A 15,354-nucleotide genomic window follows, 5' to 3' on the forward strand; every position below is an offset into this window, starting at 1 on the left:
TTAAATAAGCTATTAAGCTACGCTGCCATGGGGGTCAATAACGAATTTCTTAGCAGCGCCGCCATCGAAGTCGGCGTAGCCCTGGGGTGCCTGATCCAGAGTGATCATCTGGACATTCACCGCATCGGCAATATTGACCTTGCCAAACAGAATAGCCTGCATCAGTGGTCGATGGTACTTCATCACCGGGCACTGTCCAGTATGGAAACTGTGAGACTTGGCCCAACCAAGACCAAAGCGCATGCTCAGAGCCCCCTGCTTGGCGGCCTCGTCCTCCGCACCCGGGTCTTCGGTCACATAGAGGCCCGGAATACCGATCTGACCACCTGCACGGGTCAACGACATCGCCGAATTCAGCACGGTCGCGGGCGCTTCTTTGCCGTGATTGCAGCCACAGGCGTGGGCTTCGAAGCCGACACAGTCGACAAAGGCATCGACCTCACGCTCGCCGAGGATCACCTCGATCTTGTCGGCCATGTCGCCGTCCTGGGTCAGGTCGATGGTCTCGCAACCAAAGCTGCGTGCCTGGGCAAGACGCTCTTCGACCATATCGCCAACGATCACGCAGGCCGCCCCCAGCAACTGAGCGGAAACCGCGGCCGCCAGACCTACGGGCCCAGCACCGGCAATATAGACAGTGCTGCCAGGGCCGACACCGGCAGTAACGCAGCCGTGGAACCCAGTGGGGAAGATATCGGAGAGCAGGGTCAGATCCTTGATCTTCTCCATGGCCTGATCGGCATCCGGGAACTTCAGCAGGTTAAAGTCGGCATAGGGAACCATGACATATTCGGTCTGGCCGCCGACCCAGCCGCCCATATCCACGTAGCCGTAGGCGGCGCCAGGACGGGCTGGATTGACGTTGAGGCAGATACCGGTGCGGCCTTCTTTACAGTTGCGGCAGCGACCACAGGCAATGTTGAACGGCACAGAAACCAGGTCGCCGGGTTGAATAAACTCGACGTCGCGCCCGCACTCGACGACCAGGCCAGTGATTTCGTGGCCAAGCACCAGGCCCGATGGTGCGGTGGTGCGGCCGCGTACCATATGCTGGTCGCTGCCACAGATGTTGGTGGTAACTACCTTGAGAATCACGCCGTGATCGCACTTGCGATTGCCGAGGGCGAGTTCAGGATAGGCAATGGACTCAACGGCGACCTCTCCCGGCCCCTTGTAGACCACTCCGCGGTTGGCTGCATTCATGGCTGGCTCCTGTGGCTTATTGTTCTGTTCATGATGGTTGATTGCGCTATCCCACCCTATCCCCTCCGCGCCTGGAGACTTACCCCAAAAAGGCACTCACGTATCTATTCAAGACATCCTAACCAAGATGGATAGATAGAGGTCGCTTTCACGACACTCCTCCTTTGCAACAGGCTCAACAATTCATAGCGTCGGCAATGTAAGGCGCCGCCGACATCTAATAAGAGCCACCAAGGAAACCCAATGAAAAACAATGACGACCCGGTTCTGTCGCCTGGACAGGACAATACCCAGATATTGGGGTTGGACTTTCATAACCCCGTTTTTCCGCTTTCCGCTCTAGCCATCCTACTGTTTATTATCTACGCGCTGGTCTATCCAGATGCTGCTAATACTCACTTAGGGCTTGCCAAAAACTGGTCGATTGAACACTTCGACTGGCTGTTTATGATTGCTGGCAATATTTTTGTGGTGTTTTGCCTTGTACTGATCTGCCTGCCACTCGGGCGGATTCGGCTAGGCGGCAAAGATGCAAAGCCGGAATACTCGCGCACCTCCTGGTTCGCCATGCTGTTTGCAGCGGGCATGGGTATCGGCCTAATGTTCTGGAGCGTTGCAGAGCCAGTAGCCTACTACACCGACTGGTATGGAACGCCCTTGAATGCACCGGCGGGGACGCCGGAGGGCGCCAGCGCCGCCATGGGGGCAACCATGTTCCACTGGGGATTGCACCCCTGGGCCATTTATGGCGTGGTGGCACTCTCACTCGCTTTCTTTGCTTATAACAAAGGCCTGCCACTGACGCTTCGCTCCGCCTTTTACCCGATCCTTGGCGAGCGAACCCGCGGCTGGGCAGGCCATATCATCGATATTCTTGCCGTGCTGGCCACCATCTTTGGCCTGGCCACTTCGCTTGGCTTTGGCGCTACCCAAGCGGCTGGAGGCCTCGCCTATTTGTTCGGCATTCCCAATACCATCGGCACACAGCTGGCGATAATCCTAGTGGTCACGGTGATCGCGCTGTTCTCGGTATGGCGGGGAATCGACGGTGGCGTTAAGTTGTTCTCGAATATCAACATGGTCATTGCGGCGGCGCTGCTTCTGTTTGTGGTTATAGCGGGGCCTACCTTGATGATTCTGACAGGCATTGGCACCACGGCTCTGGACTACGTGGGCCACCTTCTGCCGCTGTCGAACTGGATTGGCCGCGAGGACGATACCTGGTACCACGGCTGGACGATCTTTTACTGGGCGTGGTGGATCTCCTGGTCTCCGTTTGTCGGCATGTTCATTGCCCGCGTATCCCGGGGACGCACGGTGCGTGAATTCCTTATCGCCGTACTGCTGGTACCCACCCTGGTCACCTTGGTATGGATGAGTGCTTTTGGCGGCACGGCACTTTTTCAAGCCTCAAACGGCGTGGGCGAGTTGGCCAACGGCATTGGCGACGTCTCACTCGCCATGTTCCACATGCTGGAGCAACTCCCCCTGACCAGCACTACCTCGACGCTGGCGATTATTCTGGTGCTGGTGTTCTTCATCACCTCTTCAGACTCCGGCTCGCTGGTGATTGATAGCATCACCGCCGGCGGCAAGACAGATGCACCCAAGAGTCAACGGGTGTTCTGGGCGACGCTGGAGGGTATTATTGCGGGTGTGTTGCTGTATGGCGGAGGGAGCACAGCACTCAGCGCCCTGCAGGCGGGCGCAGTCGCTACGGGACTCCCCTTTACGCTGGTGCTGTTACTGATGTGTTTTAGCCTCTATAGGGGGCTCCACAAAGAGTGGCGCGAGCTCAACGCGGTGCCCAGAATCGCGAGCTAATCAACGCTAAACCGCCCGCCTATCCGGCGGGCGGTTTCCTTTTGTGTCAGCCGGGAGTAAGACAATGCAGTCAAGCCCTTACCAGCGCGGTCTGCTCATGGTGGTGCTGGGCGTCATATTTCTCAGCTTCGACGGGTTGCTGATCCGCCTAGCGCGCGCCGACGGCTGGACCATCGTGTTCTGGCGCGGTCTATTGATGTTCTGCGTGCTGGGGCTTTTATGCTGGGCAGGCAAGCGGCTGGCAACACTGAGCAGCAACCCGCTCTCCTCACTGGCCTCGGCGCTGCTGCTGGGCCTGATCTCCAGTCTGTTTGTGCTGGCGGTGATGAACGCCAACGTGGCCAATGTAGTAGTGATTCTAAGTACGGCGCCGCTGTTTGCGGCGCTGTTTTCGCGGATTTTCCTGGGCGAAAACGTCGCGCTGCGTACGCTGGTGGCCATTGCTGTCTGCATGCTGGGCATGGGTTTGGTGTTCATGGGCGAGGGGGCCATGGGGATGCTGGTAGGCAACCTGTATGCCTTGGCGGCCGCGGCAGCTATCGGTGGCAACCTGACCCTGCTGCGCCGCTTTCCAGCCATTGACCCTATGACGGTGATTGCCGGTGGCGGGCTGCTCTCCGCGGCGGTTGCCCTACCCATGGCCTCGCCGCTGGATCTGGATGCCCAGCGTTATGGCGTACTGGCGCTGATGGGGCTGGTGCAGATGCCCTTGGCCACGGTGCTGATCAACAGCGCCACCCGTTACCTGCCGTCGACGGAAGTGGCGCTGTTCTATCTGGTTGAAACTGCTTTGGGCACGCTGTGGGTGTGGTGGTTATTAGGTGAAACCCCTACGACCTCGACGCTGGTCGGCGGTGGCGTGGTTATTTTGGTGTTGGTAGTGCATGCCTGGATAGGCTTGCATCTGGAAAGGCAGCGCCTGCGGCCTTATCCGGGTTTTATCGGCCAATAGAAAAGCCCGCCTGAAAAGGCGGGCTTGAGTGATGGTTAGCGGCGTGATGCACAGGCTGCGTCAGCGCAGCACATCCTCCTCCTTGAGCAGCTTGTAGATCGCCTCGGCTCCCTGCTCGGGGGTAACGTCGGTGAGTACCTGCCCGCCCTTGCCCTCGGCCTTGGAGGCAGCCGCCTTGAAACGATCCCTGGCCGACGCAGCTTTAACGATTTTCAGACGCTTAGGCCGTTTACGCGCTGGGGCCAGGTGCCACTGAGCTAACTCGCTGTCGGCTTCAGGGGTAGTCGGCGTGATCGCAAAGGTGGCGCGACGCGCCGGGCCGAAGGCGCTTTGACGCGCCGCCGGCGCTGCTTCATCCACGCTGATGATGGCAGGCAGACGCACCTTGAGACGGCGACGCTGGCCCCTTGGCAACGCCTGAAGCAGCGTTACCACACCATTTTCCACTTTTTCTACCGATGCCAGGCTATTAACCAATGGCCAACCGAGATGTTCTGCCAACGCATAGGGCAAAAGCCCAGAGCCTTCACCGCGCTCGGCCCGGGCACCGGTAATCACTAGCTGAGGCGAGGTAGCGGCCAGGTGTTCCGCCAGGGCAGGAATGGCGTCGCTGCCCTCGGGCTGCTCTAGCAATGTCATGGACTCAAGCCCCATGCCGCCGCCTGTGGCCATACCCAAGTAGCCGCGCAGAGCTGCCTCGCTGTCAACATCCTGTAAACCAGCATGCAGTACGCTAATCCGGGTGCCCGGCAGTTCGGCTTCCATGGCCAGCGCAAGCTCCAGGCCCCGGGCATCCTGTTCGGCGCGCCGCGCGCGTCCGGTTGTGGGGTGGCAGCCTATGGAGACCAGCACCGCCACGTCGATTCCCTGTTGCTGTCGATCAGGCTGCATCGCGCTGCCCTCCCCGCTGCTGTTCCACCATGGCCACTAGAGCGGCCAGAATTTGCGTGCTGTCGCCAATCACCGCCAGGTCGGCGCGCTTGATGATGTCGCACCCCGGATCGAGATTGATCGCCACCACCTTGTCGCAGCGCTGAATGCCCTGCAGGTGCTGGATAGCACCTGAAATACCCACCGCCATATACACTCGGGCGGTCACCCAGGTGCCCGTCGCGCCCACCTGACGATCGCGGGCCATAAACCCGTCGTCCACCGCGACACGCGAGGCCCCTTCGGTAGCGCCGAGGACTTTCGCGGCATGGTGGAAGGCGTCCCACTGCTTGACGCCGTTGCCACCGGAGAGGATGAACTCAGCCTCGGCCAGCGCCACGCCAGCGGGATCCACGGCCACCTGCCCCAGGTCTTCTATACGCGATAGGGTGGTGGGGATTGTTGCCGCCAGACTCAGGTGCTCGGCCGCGTGACGCGTCTCGTCCACCGGCTCGGCGCACTCGGCCAGCGCCAGCGCAACCCGCGGCAGAGGGCGCTGGATATCCAGGCTCCCAGCGGCACCACGGGCCGTGCAGCGCCAACCCAAAGTGGCCTCATTATCAGCTTCCACCTGCCACACCCCGGTGGCAGCGCGTTCACCCAGGCGCAAGGCAAGCCGCCGCCCCAGATCGGCTCCGCCCAGGGGTGAGTCTGGCAATAGCCAGAAGCGCGGCGTCATCTCCCGCTCGACGGCGCTTAAAGCCGCCAGACGCGCTTCAGGCGCAAACCCCGCGTAAAACTCATCATCAAGATGCACGACGCGATCGATCCCGGCTTCGCCCAGCGCCCGCTCCTTAAGCTCGCCGCCACCCTCGCCCTTATACTCACCAAATAGGATCGCCACCACAGCGCCAGGCTGTTCGGCGTCGGCATCCGCCACACGCCGCGCCAGGCCCAGCAGATCCTTGTCATGTCCGGAGAGACGCCCGCCGGTCAGGTCGGGCACCACGGCCACCAGGAAGGCGGGCTGATCAATGGTCACCGTGCGGCGGCTATCGCGGGCCGCCGTGGTGGTCGCGGTGGCCTGCCCCCCTTGCTGGAGGCCACTGCGGTCAATCCGTTTGACGCCATTGGGGCCGATAAAGCCGATGGCACGAGGATCCTTGCGCACCACGCCGTTGGGGCCCATCCATTCGCTGACCGCTCCGCCGCCCCTGTTTACACCCAGGGAGGCCAGCACCGCGGCGTTGTCGGGGTGCAGACGATTTCGGGCGATCCACTCACGACGTGGGTCGCGGCGAATAATCTCACTCATACGATCACCTCTTCAGCAGTCGTCGATGCAGTGGTTCGGCGGGATGCGCCGGTCACATCGTCAGCGGAACGCTCAACCAGCGCATCGGCCACCAGTTCGGCGATATCGCGCACTTCGGCGCTGGCATCCACCACGCCTTCCAGCATGGCAGTACACTGCGGGCAGCCCACTGCGACCAGTTCGGCGCCGCTCTCCTTGACATCGTTCATGCGCATGTCGGGAATACGCTGTTTGCCGGGGATATCGGTGATCGGCGCGCCTCCACCGCCGCCGCAGCAGCGCGAGCGGAAGCCGGAGCGCTCCATCTCTTGTACCTGGATACCCAGCGCCTTGAGCACGTTGCGAGGCGCCTCATATTCACCGTTATAGCGGCCCAGATAGCAGGGATCGTGATAGGTGACGCTGCCACCCTTCCAGGGCGCGAACGCCAGTCGACCGGCCTCATACAGCTCGGCAATGAAGGTACTGTGGTGACGTACCTCATAATGTCCCCCTAGCTCACCGTACTCATTGCCCAGCACATGAAAGCTGTGGGGATCGCAGGTAACAATCTGCAAGAAGCGATACTGAGCCAGGGTGGCAATATTGCGCTTCGCCAGGGATTGGAACGTCGCCTCATCGCCCAGGCGCCGGGCCACGTCGCCGCTATCGCGCTCTTCGGTACCCAACACCGCGAAATCGACTTCAGCGGCGCGCAGCACTTTGACCAGTGCACGCAAGGTGCGCTGGTTGCGCATATCAAAGGCGCCATCCCCTAGCCACAACAGCACATCGACCTGCTTAAGATCTGCCATGAGCGGTAGGCTAAGATCCGCCGCCCAGTTGAGCCGCGAGCCAGGATCGAAACCGCCGGGATTGTCGGTGGCGATCAAATTGTCGAGCACCTCGGCGCCTTTGTTGGGCGTTTTGCCACGCTCCAGGGTCAGGTGGCGGCGCATATCGACAATCGCATCCACGTGCTCGATCATCATCGGACACTCTTCCACGCAGGCACGGCAGGTCGTACACGACCATAGGGTATCAGCGTCGACCAGAGCCTTCCCCTGCAGCGCCACAATGGGCCCATGAGGAGAGCCTGCGTGTTCACCTACCGGCTTGCCCCCAAGCCCTTGTGAAGGGTGCGGGGAGCCAGCATAGGCAGCATCACTGCCCCCCGCCATACCCACCACCATGTCCTGGATCAGCTTCTTGGGATTGAGCGGCTGACCGGCGGCAAACGCGGGGCAGACCGCTTCGCAGCGACCGCACTGCACGCAGGCGTCGAAGCCCAACAGCTGGTTCCAGGTAAAGTCGGCAGGCTTTTCTACCCCGAGGGGCGCCGCTTCATCCTCCAGGTTTAGCGCCTTAAGGCCCGTTGATCGGCCAGCGCCCCCTTTCTTGGTGGAAAAGCGTTCGGCGCGACGATGGAAGGCCAGGTGCAAGGCACCGGCGAAGGCGTGCTTCATGGGCCCGCCCCAGGTCATGCCGAAGAACATTTCCCCCAGGCCCCAGGCCACGACGCCCGCTAATACCAGCGCCAAAAGCCAGCTACCACTGCCTTCAAGCAGGCCTTCGGGCAGTAGGCCCACCGTGGGTAGGGTGATCAGGAAAACGCCTAGCGAAAACGCCATCAAACTCTTGGGCAGGCGCATCCAGGGCCCCTTGGAGAGCCGAGCGGGCGGATTAAGCCGCCGCCGCGCCACGAAGAGGCTGCCGAAAAACATGGAGGCGCTAGCCAGTAGCAGTAATCCGCCTAACAATTGGTTAGCGATCCCCAGACCGTGCACCAGGATCATCAGCACGGCAGCGGCCACGAAGCCACCGGCGGTGGCCACGTGAGTGTTGGAGATCATTTTGTCACGCCCCACTACATGGTGCAGATCCACCAAATAGCGGCGCGGCAGGGCCACCAACCCCTTGAACAGGCTCACCCGCGAGGGGCGCCCCTGACGCCACAGGCGTATACGGCGTACAGCGCCGATTACTGCCAGGGCCAGGGCAGTAAAAATCAGTATCGGCAAGAGCGTTTCGAGCATGGTGCTCACCTCATCTTTGGTGCCATTGGCTTCGGCGGCGGGGCTGCTCTGGCGCCCCGCATTATTGTTGGCTTTCGCCTAAGTCAAAAGTCCTTGCAGATTCGCAGGGCGTCGTAAATGGCCGCATGGGTGTTACGCGGTGCCGTGCAGTCGCCTAGCCGGAACAGCAGGAAACCATCTCCTGACTCGCTCAGACAAGGCTGCGGCTGGATTGCATAGAGTGCTTCCAGATCCACCTGCCCTCTGTTGCGGGACTGCTCTTTAAGCGCGTAATAAAGCGCCTCATCAGGGCGTACACCGTTCTCAACGACCACCTGATCCACCACGCGCTCTTCCAGAGCCCCGGTGTACTCGTTTTCGAGCACCGCCACCAAGCCATCGCCCTCGCGGTAAACCTTATGCAGCATCAGGTCGGAGGACATGATCACCTCCTTCTCGTAGAGGCTGCGGTAGTAGGTGGGGAAGGTGGTGCCGCCCACCGCTGCGCCGGGCTTGATATCGTCGGTGACGATCTCCACCTTGGCACCCTTGTCGGCGAGAAAATCCGCCGCCGAGACGCCGGAGAATTCGCAGATGGCGTCATAAATCAGCACGTTTTTACCTGGCGCCACTTTGCCTGAGAGAATATCCCAAGTGCTGACTACCAAGCTCTCCTCGGCATTCTCCGAGTAACCCCACTCGGGGTGCTGGCTAAGGAACGGCTGGCCACCGGTGGCAAGCACCACGATATCCGGGCTTAGGTCGAGCAGCGTCGCCTCATCGGCGCGGGTGCCCAGACGCAGGTCGACTTTTAGCCGCGCCAGCTCCAGCTGAAACCAGCGGGTGATACCGGCGATCTGATCGCGCTGGGGCGCCTGGGCGGCAATCGTGATCTGCCCACCCAAGGCGTCAGCGGCCTCAAACAGAGTGACATCGTGACCGCGCTCAGCGGCTACCCGCGCTGCCTCCATACCGCCGGGGCCACCGCCCACCACGACGACTTTGCGTTTGACGCCCTCAGTTTTCTCAATGATGTGGGGCAACCCCATGTATTCACGGGATGTAGCGGCGTTTTGAATACACAGTACGTCAAGGCCCTGGTACTGTCGGTCGATGCAGTAGTTAGCGCCCACGCACTGCTTGATCTGATCGATCTGGCCCATCTTGATCTTGGCGATCAGGTGAGGGTCGGCAATATGTGCCCGGGTCATGCCCACCAGGTCTACGTAGCCCCCTTCGAGGATACGCTGGGCTTGATTGGGGTCTTTAATGTTCTGGGCGTGGATCACAGGCACGTTCACCACTTCCTTGATTCCCGCCGCCAGATGTAAGAACGGCTCCGGCGGGTAGGACATATTAGGAATAACGTTAGCCAGGGTGTTGTGAGTGTCGCAGCCAGAACCGATAACACCGAAGAAATCCACCATATCGGTGGCATCGTAGTAGGCGGCGATCTGCTTCATATCGTCGTGAGAAAGACCATCCGGATGGAACTCGTCGCCGCAAATGCGCATGCCGACGCAGAAGTCGTTACCCACTTCAGCGCGTACGGCTTTAAGCACTTCCATACCGAAGCGCATACGATTCTCGAAGCTACCGCCCCACTCGTCCTCACGCTTATTAACTCGTGGGCTCCAGAACTGATCAATCAAATGCTGGTGCACGGCGGAGAGTTCAACGCCGTCGAGGCCCCCTTCCTTGGCTCGGCGCGCGGCCTGAGCAAAGTCGCCAACGATACGCCAGATCTCTTCTTCCTCAATGGTCTTGCAGGTAGAGCGGTGCACCGGCTCACGGATACCAGAGGGTGATACTAGGGTCGACCAGTCGAAACCGTCCCAGCGGGAGCGGCGCCCCATATGGGTAATCTGGATCATGATCTTGCCGCCATGCTTATGCACAGCATCGGCCAAATTCTGAAAGTGCGGAATAATGCGATCAGTGGACAGGTTTACCGAGCTCCACCAGCCCTGGGGGCTATCGATGGAAACCACCGATGAGCCACCGCAAATACACAGGCCACAACCGCCTTTGGCCTTCTCCTCATAGTACCTGACGTAACGCTCAGTGGTCATACCGCCGTCGGTGGCATGCACCTCAGCGTGAGCGGTACTGACCACACGGTTGCGGATGGTCAGCTTGCCGATCTCGATCGGCTCGAAAATTGCCTCGAATGCCATGATGATCTCTCCTCATTCCCCAGGCTAGCGGAGCTCGTCGGTTAGCGGCTTGACGGTGAAAATGCCTACATCGCAGCCTTCCTCGGCGGCACTCTGAGTCTGCTCAGCAACGGTACGCAGTGAACTTCCGCGGGCAGCGAGGATTTGATCCATGGCACCGGCGAACCAACCGGTGAACATGTACTCTTCCTTGTTCCCGGTTTTGCCAAGCTGGTAAACAAAAGCGCTGTGCTCAAGTCGTACTTGAGCAGTGCCCGAGTCGAGATCAATCTGTTCAGTAATGAATAGCCCCCAACCACGCTGGGAAAGGCGGGTCATGTAGTGCTCAAATACCGCCTCTCCACTAATGTCGTGTAGCTCAGCCTCTTTCTCACACCAGTGCCAGGCGCTCTTGTAACCTGCGTGATAAAGAATTTCGGCATACTTCTCAGCACCTAGCGCCTCTTCTACGGCTACGTGATTATTGATAAAGAAGTGCCGTGGCACATAGAGCATAGGCAGCGCATCGGTCGTCCAGACGCCTGTTTCGCTATCCACTTCGATGGGCAGTGCGGGGGCCAGTTTGGTCACGGTTGTATTCCTCGGATCGTTGTTATGTCAGGTTATCGGCGGGGCTACCCCGGGAGCATGCCTACGAGGAGGCGCTATGAATCCATCCTTGGACGCTACCGACGCCATCCCTGGCGTCGGACCTCCTCTACGGCATGCTCCCGGCGCCCCTCACTTCGGAGACAGCCGCCTGCGCTTAGTCAGGCGCCCCACACGTCCTTGAGCACGCGCACCCAGTTCTCGCCCATGATCTTGCGCACCTGAGTCTCACTTAAGCCACGCTTAAGAAGTGCCTCGGTGAGATTGGGGAACTCCCCAATGGTGCGGATCCCTTTGGGATTGATGATCTTGCCAAAGTCAGTGAGGCGACGGGCGTAGCCCTTGTCATGGGTCAACCACTCGAAAAACTCTTGACCATGCCCTTGGGTGAAATCGGTACCGATGCCGATAGCGTCCTCACCGACGATATTCATGACGTACTCGATCGCCTCGCAGTAGTCTTCGATGGTGGAGTCAATGCCCTTCTTGAGGAACGGCGCAAACATGGTGACACCAACAAAACCGCCGTGGTCGGCAATGAACTTCAGCTCTTGATCAGATTTGTTGCGCGGATGCTCTTTGAGGCCGGAGGGCAGGCAGTGTGAGTAGCAGACTGGCTTTTTGGACTCAAGAATGACCTCTTCGGAGGTCTTGGCACCGACGTGAGAGAGGTCGCACATAATGCCGACCCGGTTCATCTCGGCAACGATTTCGCGGCCAAAACCAGACAGGCCGCCGTCACGCTCGTAGCAGCCGGTACCCACCAGATTCTGGGTGTTGTAGCACATCTGCACGATGCCCACGCCCAACTGCTTGAAGATCTCTACATAGCCAATTTGGTCTTCAAAGGCGTGGGCATTCTGGAAGCCGAAGATGATGCCGGTCTTGCCCTCTTCTTTCGCGCGAGTAATGTCAGCGGTGGTGCGAACAGGGCGCACCAGGTCACTACACTCCGCCATCAACTGGTTGGACTTGACGATATTATCGACCGTGGCCTGAAAACCTTCCCACACTGAGACTGTGCAGTTGGCAGCGGTAAGACCGCCGCGACGCATGTCCTCAAGTAGCTCACGATTCCATTTGGCGATGATCAGGCCATCAATGACGATGGCGTCATTGTGCAGTTCAGAGGGGGTCATAGCTAAGCTCCAACATTGGTTAATGTAGCGAGCATAGCGCTGACGTTGGGTTTAGCTGCTCTTGGAAACGACGGCGGAAATTCCAAAAGCGTCATCGTGTCGTGAACACGACAACTACTCATGCTCCTGCAAACATGTTCCTGCAAGCACTGCAGCGGAGTAATATTAAAATAGTGAGTAGTGTTCATAAAAAAACGCGCTCCCCGAAGGCGGGCAGCACGTTTCAAATGTTGGTTACCCAGTGAGTCTCAGTTCAAGAGCGGCACGCTGGCAAAAGTAGGCTCGCCCTGGGCATAGGCAAGCGCCTGCTGGGCACTCGAAAGAGGTTCGCTTTTATAAGGCTCGCCTCCCCATCGTTTGATTAACGATGGCGATTTAGTTTGGTTATTTCCTTGGCGGTCGTGCACACCCAAGCGCTCATTTCTCGGCGGCACACCAAAATATTCACGATAACACTTGGAAAAATGGGGCGTGGACACAAAACCGCAAACAGAAGCAATCTCGATAATCGACAGAGGCGTTTGCTTGAGCAACTGACGAGCGCGCACTAAACGCAGCTTGAGGTAATAACGAGACGGTGAACAAAGCAAATAGCGCTGGAACAACCGCTCCAACTGGCGCCGTGAAACATTCACATAGCTTGCCAGTTCGTCGAGCTCGATGGGCTCTTCAAGGTTGGATTCCATCAACGCCACAATTTCTAACAACTTAGGCTGAGTGGTGCCCAGCACGTGCTTAAGAGGTACCCGCTGCTGATCCTGCTCGTTACGCACGCGTTCATAGATAAACATCTCGGAAATGCCTGCCGAAAGCTCGCGCCCATGGTCGTGAGCAATCAGGTTGAGCATCATATCGAGCGGCGCTGTGCCGCCTGAAGCGGTGAATCGATCACGATCAATAGAGAAAAGGTGCGGGGTCAGAATAACGTTGGGGAACGCTTCCTGCATGGAGGCCAGACACTCCCAGTGCACACTGGTTTCATAGTGATCCAGCAATCCGGCCTGCCCTAGCGCCCAACTGCCCGTACATACCGAGCCTAATCGTTTTAACTGGCGTGACTGCGACTGAAGCCAGCGTATGTGGTCACGGGTAACGCTGTGCTGCGGACCTACCCCGCCACAAACGACCACCCACTCAAGCGAGAGCGGGGTCTGCATAGAGGCATCAGGAGTCACCTGCAGCCCATCGCTGGCGCGTACGGGCAGACCGTCTTGGGTCAGGGTAAACCAGCGATACAACTCACGACCGGCCAGTTGATTGGCCATCCGTAAAGGTTCTATCGCCGACGCCAGGGAAATCAGTGTGAAATTATCTAATAGTAGAAAACCAAGGGTTTGCGGTTCGCCCGCACGATTGGTATTTGCTGCCGGGTCTTTTGCTAGATTTGATGTCATGGTTTTACCCTCCGTCACCTTTTAATCATCTTTTTTTTTCTTATTAGTATGTAGGCGTCGCTGGCGTCTTTTAGTTTCCCTTTACTAGCGTGAATACTCACTAGTTCAGGGGTGGCATTGCTCTTTGGTCGTATATTGGCACGAATAGGGCGGATAGCGACAAAACGATTGCGCGAACTTGGCTCTCCGTCGCAAATGCAACACTGGAGGTCGTTTCCGAAACCTTTGTAAAGTCACGGAGGATAATGCAATGCAGCCTCTCGCCAAGCGCCTAAGCTGGCTAGTAGCTTACTCAGCTAAGGGGCCTCGGCATCTTCAGCAACAGGTTTGATGGGGTCACCGTTTTCATCCAGCAGTTGATGATCGTAAGCGGCCTGAAGGCCAGTATCTTCAACCTCTGTCGGTTGCGGCTCTTCTTCTGTCAAATAGTCGATGTGGCCCGGATAAAGCGGTGATAGCACCGCGACCAGGATGCCGACCACAGAAAAGATCGAAAACGCATCCGCATACCCAAGCCTGTCGACCAGCACACCAATCACCGGCGAGCCCACCGCCTGCCCAAGCGCGCAGGCCATAAAGGGTAATACCGGCCCCATCGATAACCGCCCAGGCAGCAGTCGGATGCCGGTCATCAGGTACAGCCCCGTTAAGCTCATGTAAGCGAGACCGAAAACCATCGCGGAAAATATCGCCAGCGCTAATTGACCAGGGCTAGCGGCCAGCAACGCCAAGCTTGAAGACAGCATCATCAACATCAACGCCTGGGTGATGGGTGGATTATTACGGTCGGCCAAATCACTTATCACGGCACCGCCGAGCCCGGCGATACCTACCGCGAACCATAGCCATCCGGTGTGCCCTGGAGAGAGCGCGCCAAGGGTAACCGCCAGATCGGGAGCAAAAAGCCAGTACGGCGCAGATACAAAGCCCATTGCGAAGGCAAAAATCGTAAGCCGAATGAGGCGCGACCATTGCGACCTAGTGATGGGCGGTGGTGGTGCAGCATTAGCTGGAATGACCCGTGACACTGAAGGGATGAAGTACCATGCCGCCACGACCCCCATAGCGGTAAGAGCAGCAAATATCGTGTAGGTCAGTCGCCATGCATCCGACAAGAACACAACGGTCGGTACCGCCACGATAATACCGATGCTAGTACCGGCATTCATAATCGAGCTGACGCGCCCATGCATTGCACGGCTCACCAGCGCCTGCATCGCAGCGGTCAGCGCGGGCATCATTAAACCAGTGCAGATCCCGCAGATAAACACACCAATACCAAGCGATAGCGCGTCTGACGACTGGCTGATCAATGCTAAACCGCCAACACCGAAAGCCCCTGAGAGAATGGCTAAGTTGCGCGCACCGAGCCGATCAGCGGCAAGCGGCGCGACCAGTGTGGAAAGCACAAAGCTAATAAACGGCAGCGCCCCGATAATGCCGACCAAGTAAGACGTCAGCGAAAGCTCGGCACTGATAGAAGGTACAAACAGACCAAAGGCAAAACGTGCAAGCCCGTAACTGATCGCTACCAGCGCGGCTCCAAATAGGGCAAACCCCATGTTCGACAACGCTTTCATGCGGAGTCCTCCACTGCCATTGGCTGCATGTATACAAGGTCGCTATGAGCATTGTCTTCGCAACTTCCGCGATGAGCAATGCAGATTTTGAACAGGTAGCGGGTAATCTCCAGTGATCATCAGAACGATAAGTGGAGTTAAGCAGGCAGCCTTTGTTGAATGTCCGCTTTCAGGCTTACGGAAGCCTCCACCAAGGACTACCAGCCATATCTTCCCTCACTCACATAGGTGAGAGAATGACCACTGAACATAATTGCCACGCGGCGTTCCAGGGCTTACAACTATACGGCGAGATAAAGTTAATAATTCAACAACAGG

11 protein-coding genes are annotated in these 15,354 nt (G+C 58.5%); 2 read left to right on the top strand and 9 right to left on the bottom strand.

The genetic code is table 11. From position 1 onward, the window contains the following. Positions 1-12: 12 nt before the first annotated feature. Positions 13-1,203: a formaldehyde dehydrogenase, glutathione-independent gene (fdhA, locus tag YERSI8AC_RS21795; protein ID WP_041159045.1), complete on the bottom strand. Its 1,191-nt coding sequence runs from the start codon at positions 1,201-1,203 to the stop codon at positions 13-15. A gap of 243 nt (positions 1,204-1,446) precedes the next feature. Here fdhA and YERSI8AC_RS21800 point away from each other — a divergent pair, with 243 nt between their 5' ends. Beyond that, positions 1,447-3,027: a BCCT family transporter gene (locus YERSI8AC_RS21800; protein ID WP_159177564.1), complete on the top strand. Its 1,581-nt coding sequence runs from the start codon at positions 1,447-1,449 to the stop codon at positions 3,025-3,027. 64 nt (positions 3,028-3,091) lie between these two features. Then, entirely contained in the window at positions 3,092-3,979 is an 888-nt protein-coding gene (locus YERSI8AC_RS21805) for a DMT family transporter (protein WP_159177565.1), read from the top strand. A 60-nt stretch (positions 3,980-4,039) separates the two neighbouring features. On the opposite strand, the gene etfB is transcribed toward YERSI8AC_RS21805, so the two are convergent. The 8 genes from etfB to YERSI8AC_RS21845 form a co-directional block, all read right to left on the bottom strand. Further along, positions 4,040-4,870, bottom strand: coding sequence for an electron transfer flavoprotein subunit beta (gene etfB, locus YERSI8AC_RS21810; protein ID WP_159177566.1), 831 nt, complete (start codon positions 4,868-4,870; stop codon positions 4,040-4,042). Beyond that, complete coding sequence (gene etfA / locus YERSI8AC_RS21815; protein WP_159177567.1) at positions 4,860-6,164, bottom strand: electron transfer flavoprotein subunit alpha; 1,305 nt, start codon at positions 6,162-6,164, stop codon at positions 4,860-4,862. Before etfA ends, etfB begins: the two co-directional genes overlap by 11 nt. Next, the gene (locus YERSI8AC_RS21820) at positions 6,161-8,179 is read right to left on the bottom strand and encodes a (Fe-S)-binding protein (RefSeq protein WP_159177568.1); all 2,019 of its coding nucleotides are present in this window, start codon (positions 8,177-8,179) and stop codon (positions 6,161-6,163) included. Before YERSI8AC_RS21820 ends, etfA begins: the two co-directional genes overlap by 4 nt. 83 nt (positions 8,180-8,262) lie before the next feature. Beyond that, positions 8,263-10,335 carry a dimethylglycine demethylation protein DgcA gene (gene dgcA / locus YERSI8AC_RS21825; protein ID WP_159177569.1) on the bottom strand — a complete coding sequence of 691 codons (2,073 nt, stop codon included), beginning with the start codon at positions 10,333-10,335 and terminating at the stop codon, positions 8,263-8,265. A gap of 24 nt (positions 10,336-10,359) precedes the next feature. Beyond that, positions 10,360-10,905 carry a DUF5943 domain-containing protein gene (locus tag YERSI8AC_RS21830; RefSeq protein WP_159177570.1) on the bottom strand — a complete coding sequence of 182 codons (546 nt, stop codon included), beginning with the start codon at positions 10,903-10,905 and terminating at the stop codon, positions 10,360-10,362. A 179-nt stretch (positions 10,906-11,084) separates the two neighbouring features. Continuing rightward, positions 11,085-12,062, bottom strand: coding sequence for a dipeptidase (locus tag YERSI8AC_RS21835; protein ID WP_009286052.1), 978 nt, complete (start codon positions 12,060-12,062; stop codon positions 11,085-11,087). A 248-nt stretch (positions 12,063-12,310) separates the two neighbouring features. Further along, entirely contained in the window at positions 12,311-13,456 is a 1,146-nt protein-coding gene (locus YERSI8AC_RS21840; RefSeq protein WP_022521465.1) for a GlxA family transcriptional regulator, read from the bottom strand. Between the two features lie 296 nt (positions 13,457-13,752). After that, positions 13,753-15,036: an MFS transporter gene (locus YERSI8AC_RS21845; RefSeq protein ID WP_138800661.1), complete on the bottom strand. Its 1,284-nt coding sequence runs from the start codon at positions 15,034-15,036 to the stop codon at positions 13,753-13,755. Positions 15,037-15,354 lie beyond the last annotated feature (318 nt).

This window comes from Halomonas sp. 113 (assembly GCF_904067645.1).
In the GTDB taxonomy this organism is placed as follows: Bacteria; Pseudomonadota; Gammaproteobacteria; order Pseudomonadales; family Halomonadaceae; genus Vreelandella; species Vreelandella titanicae.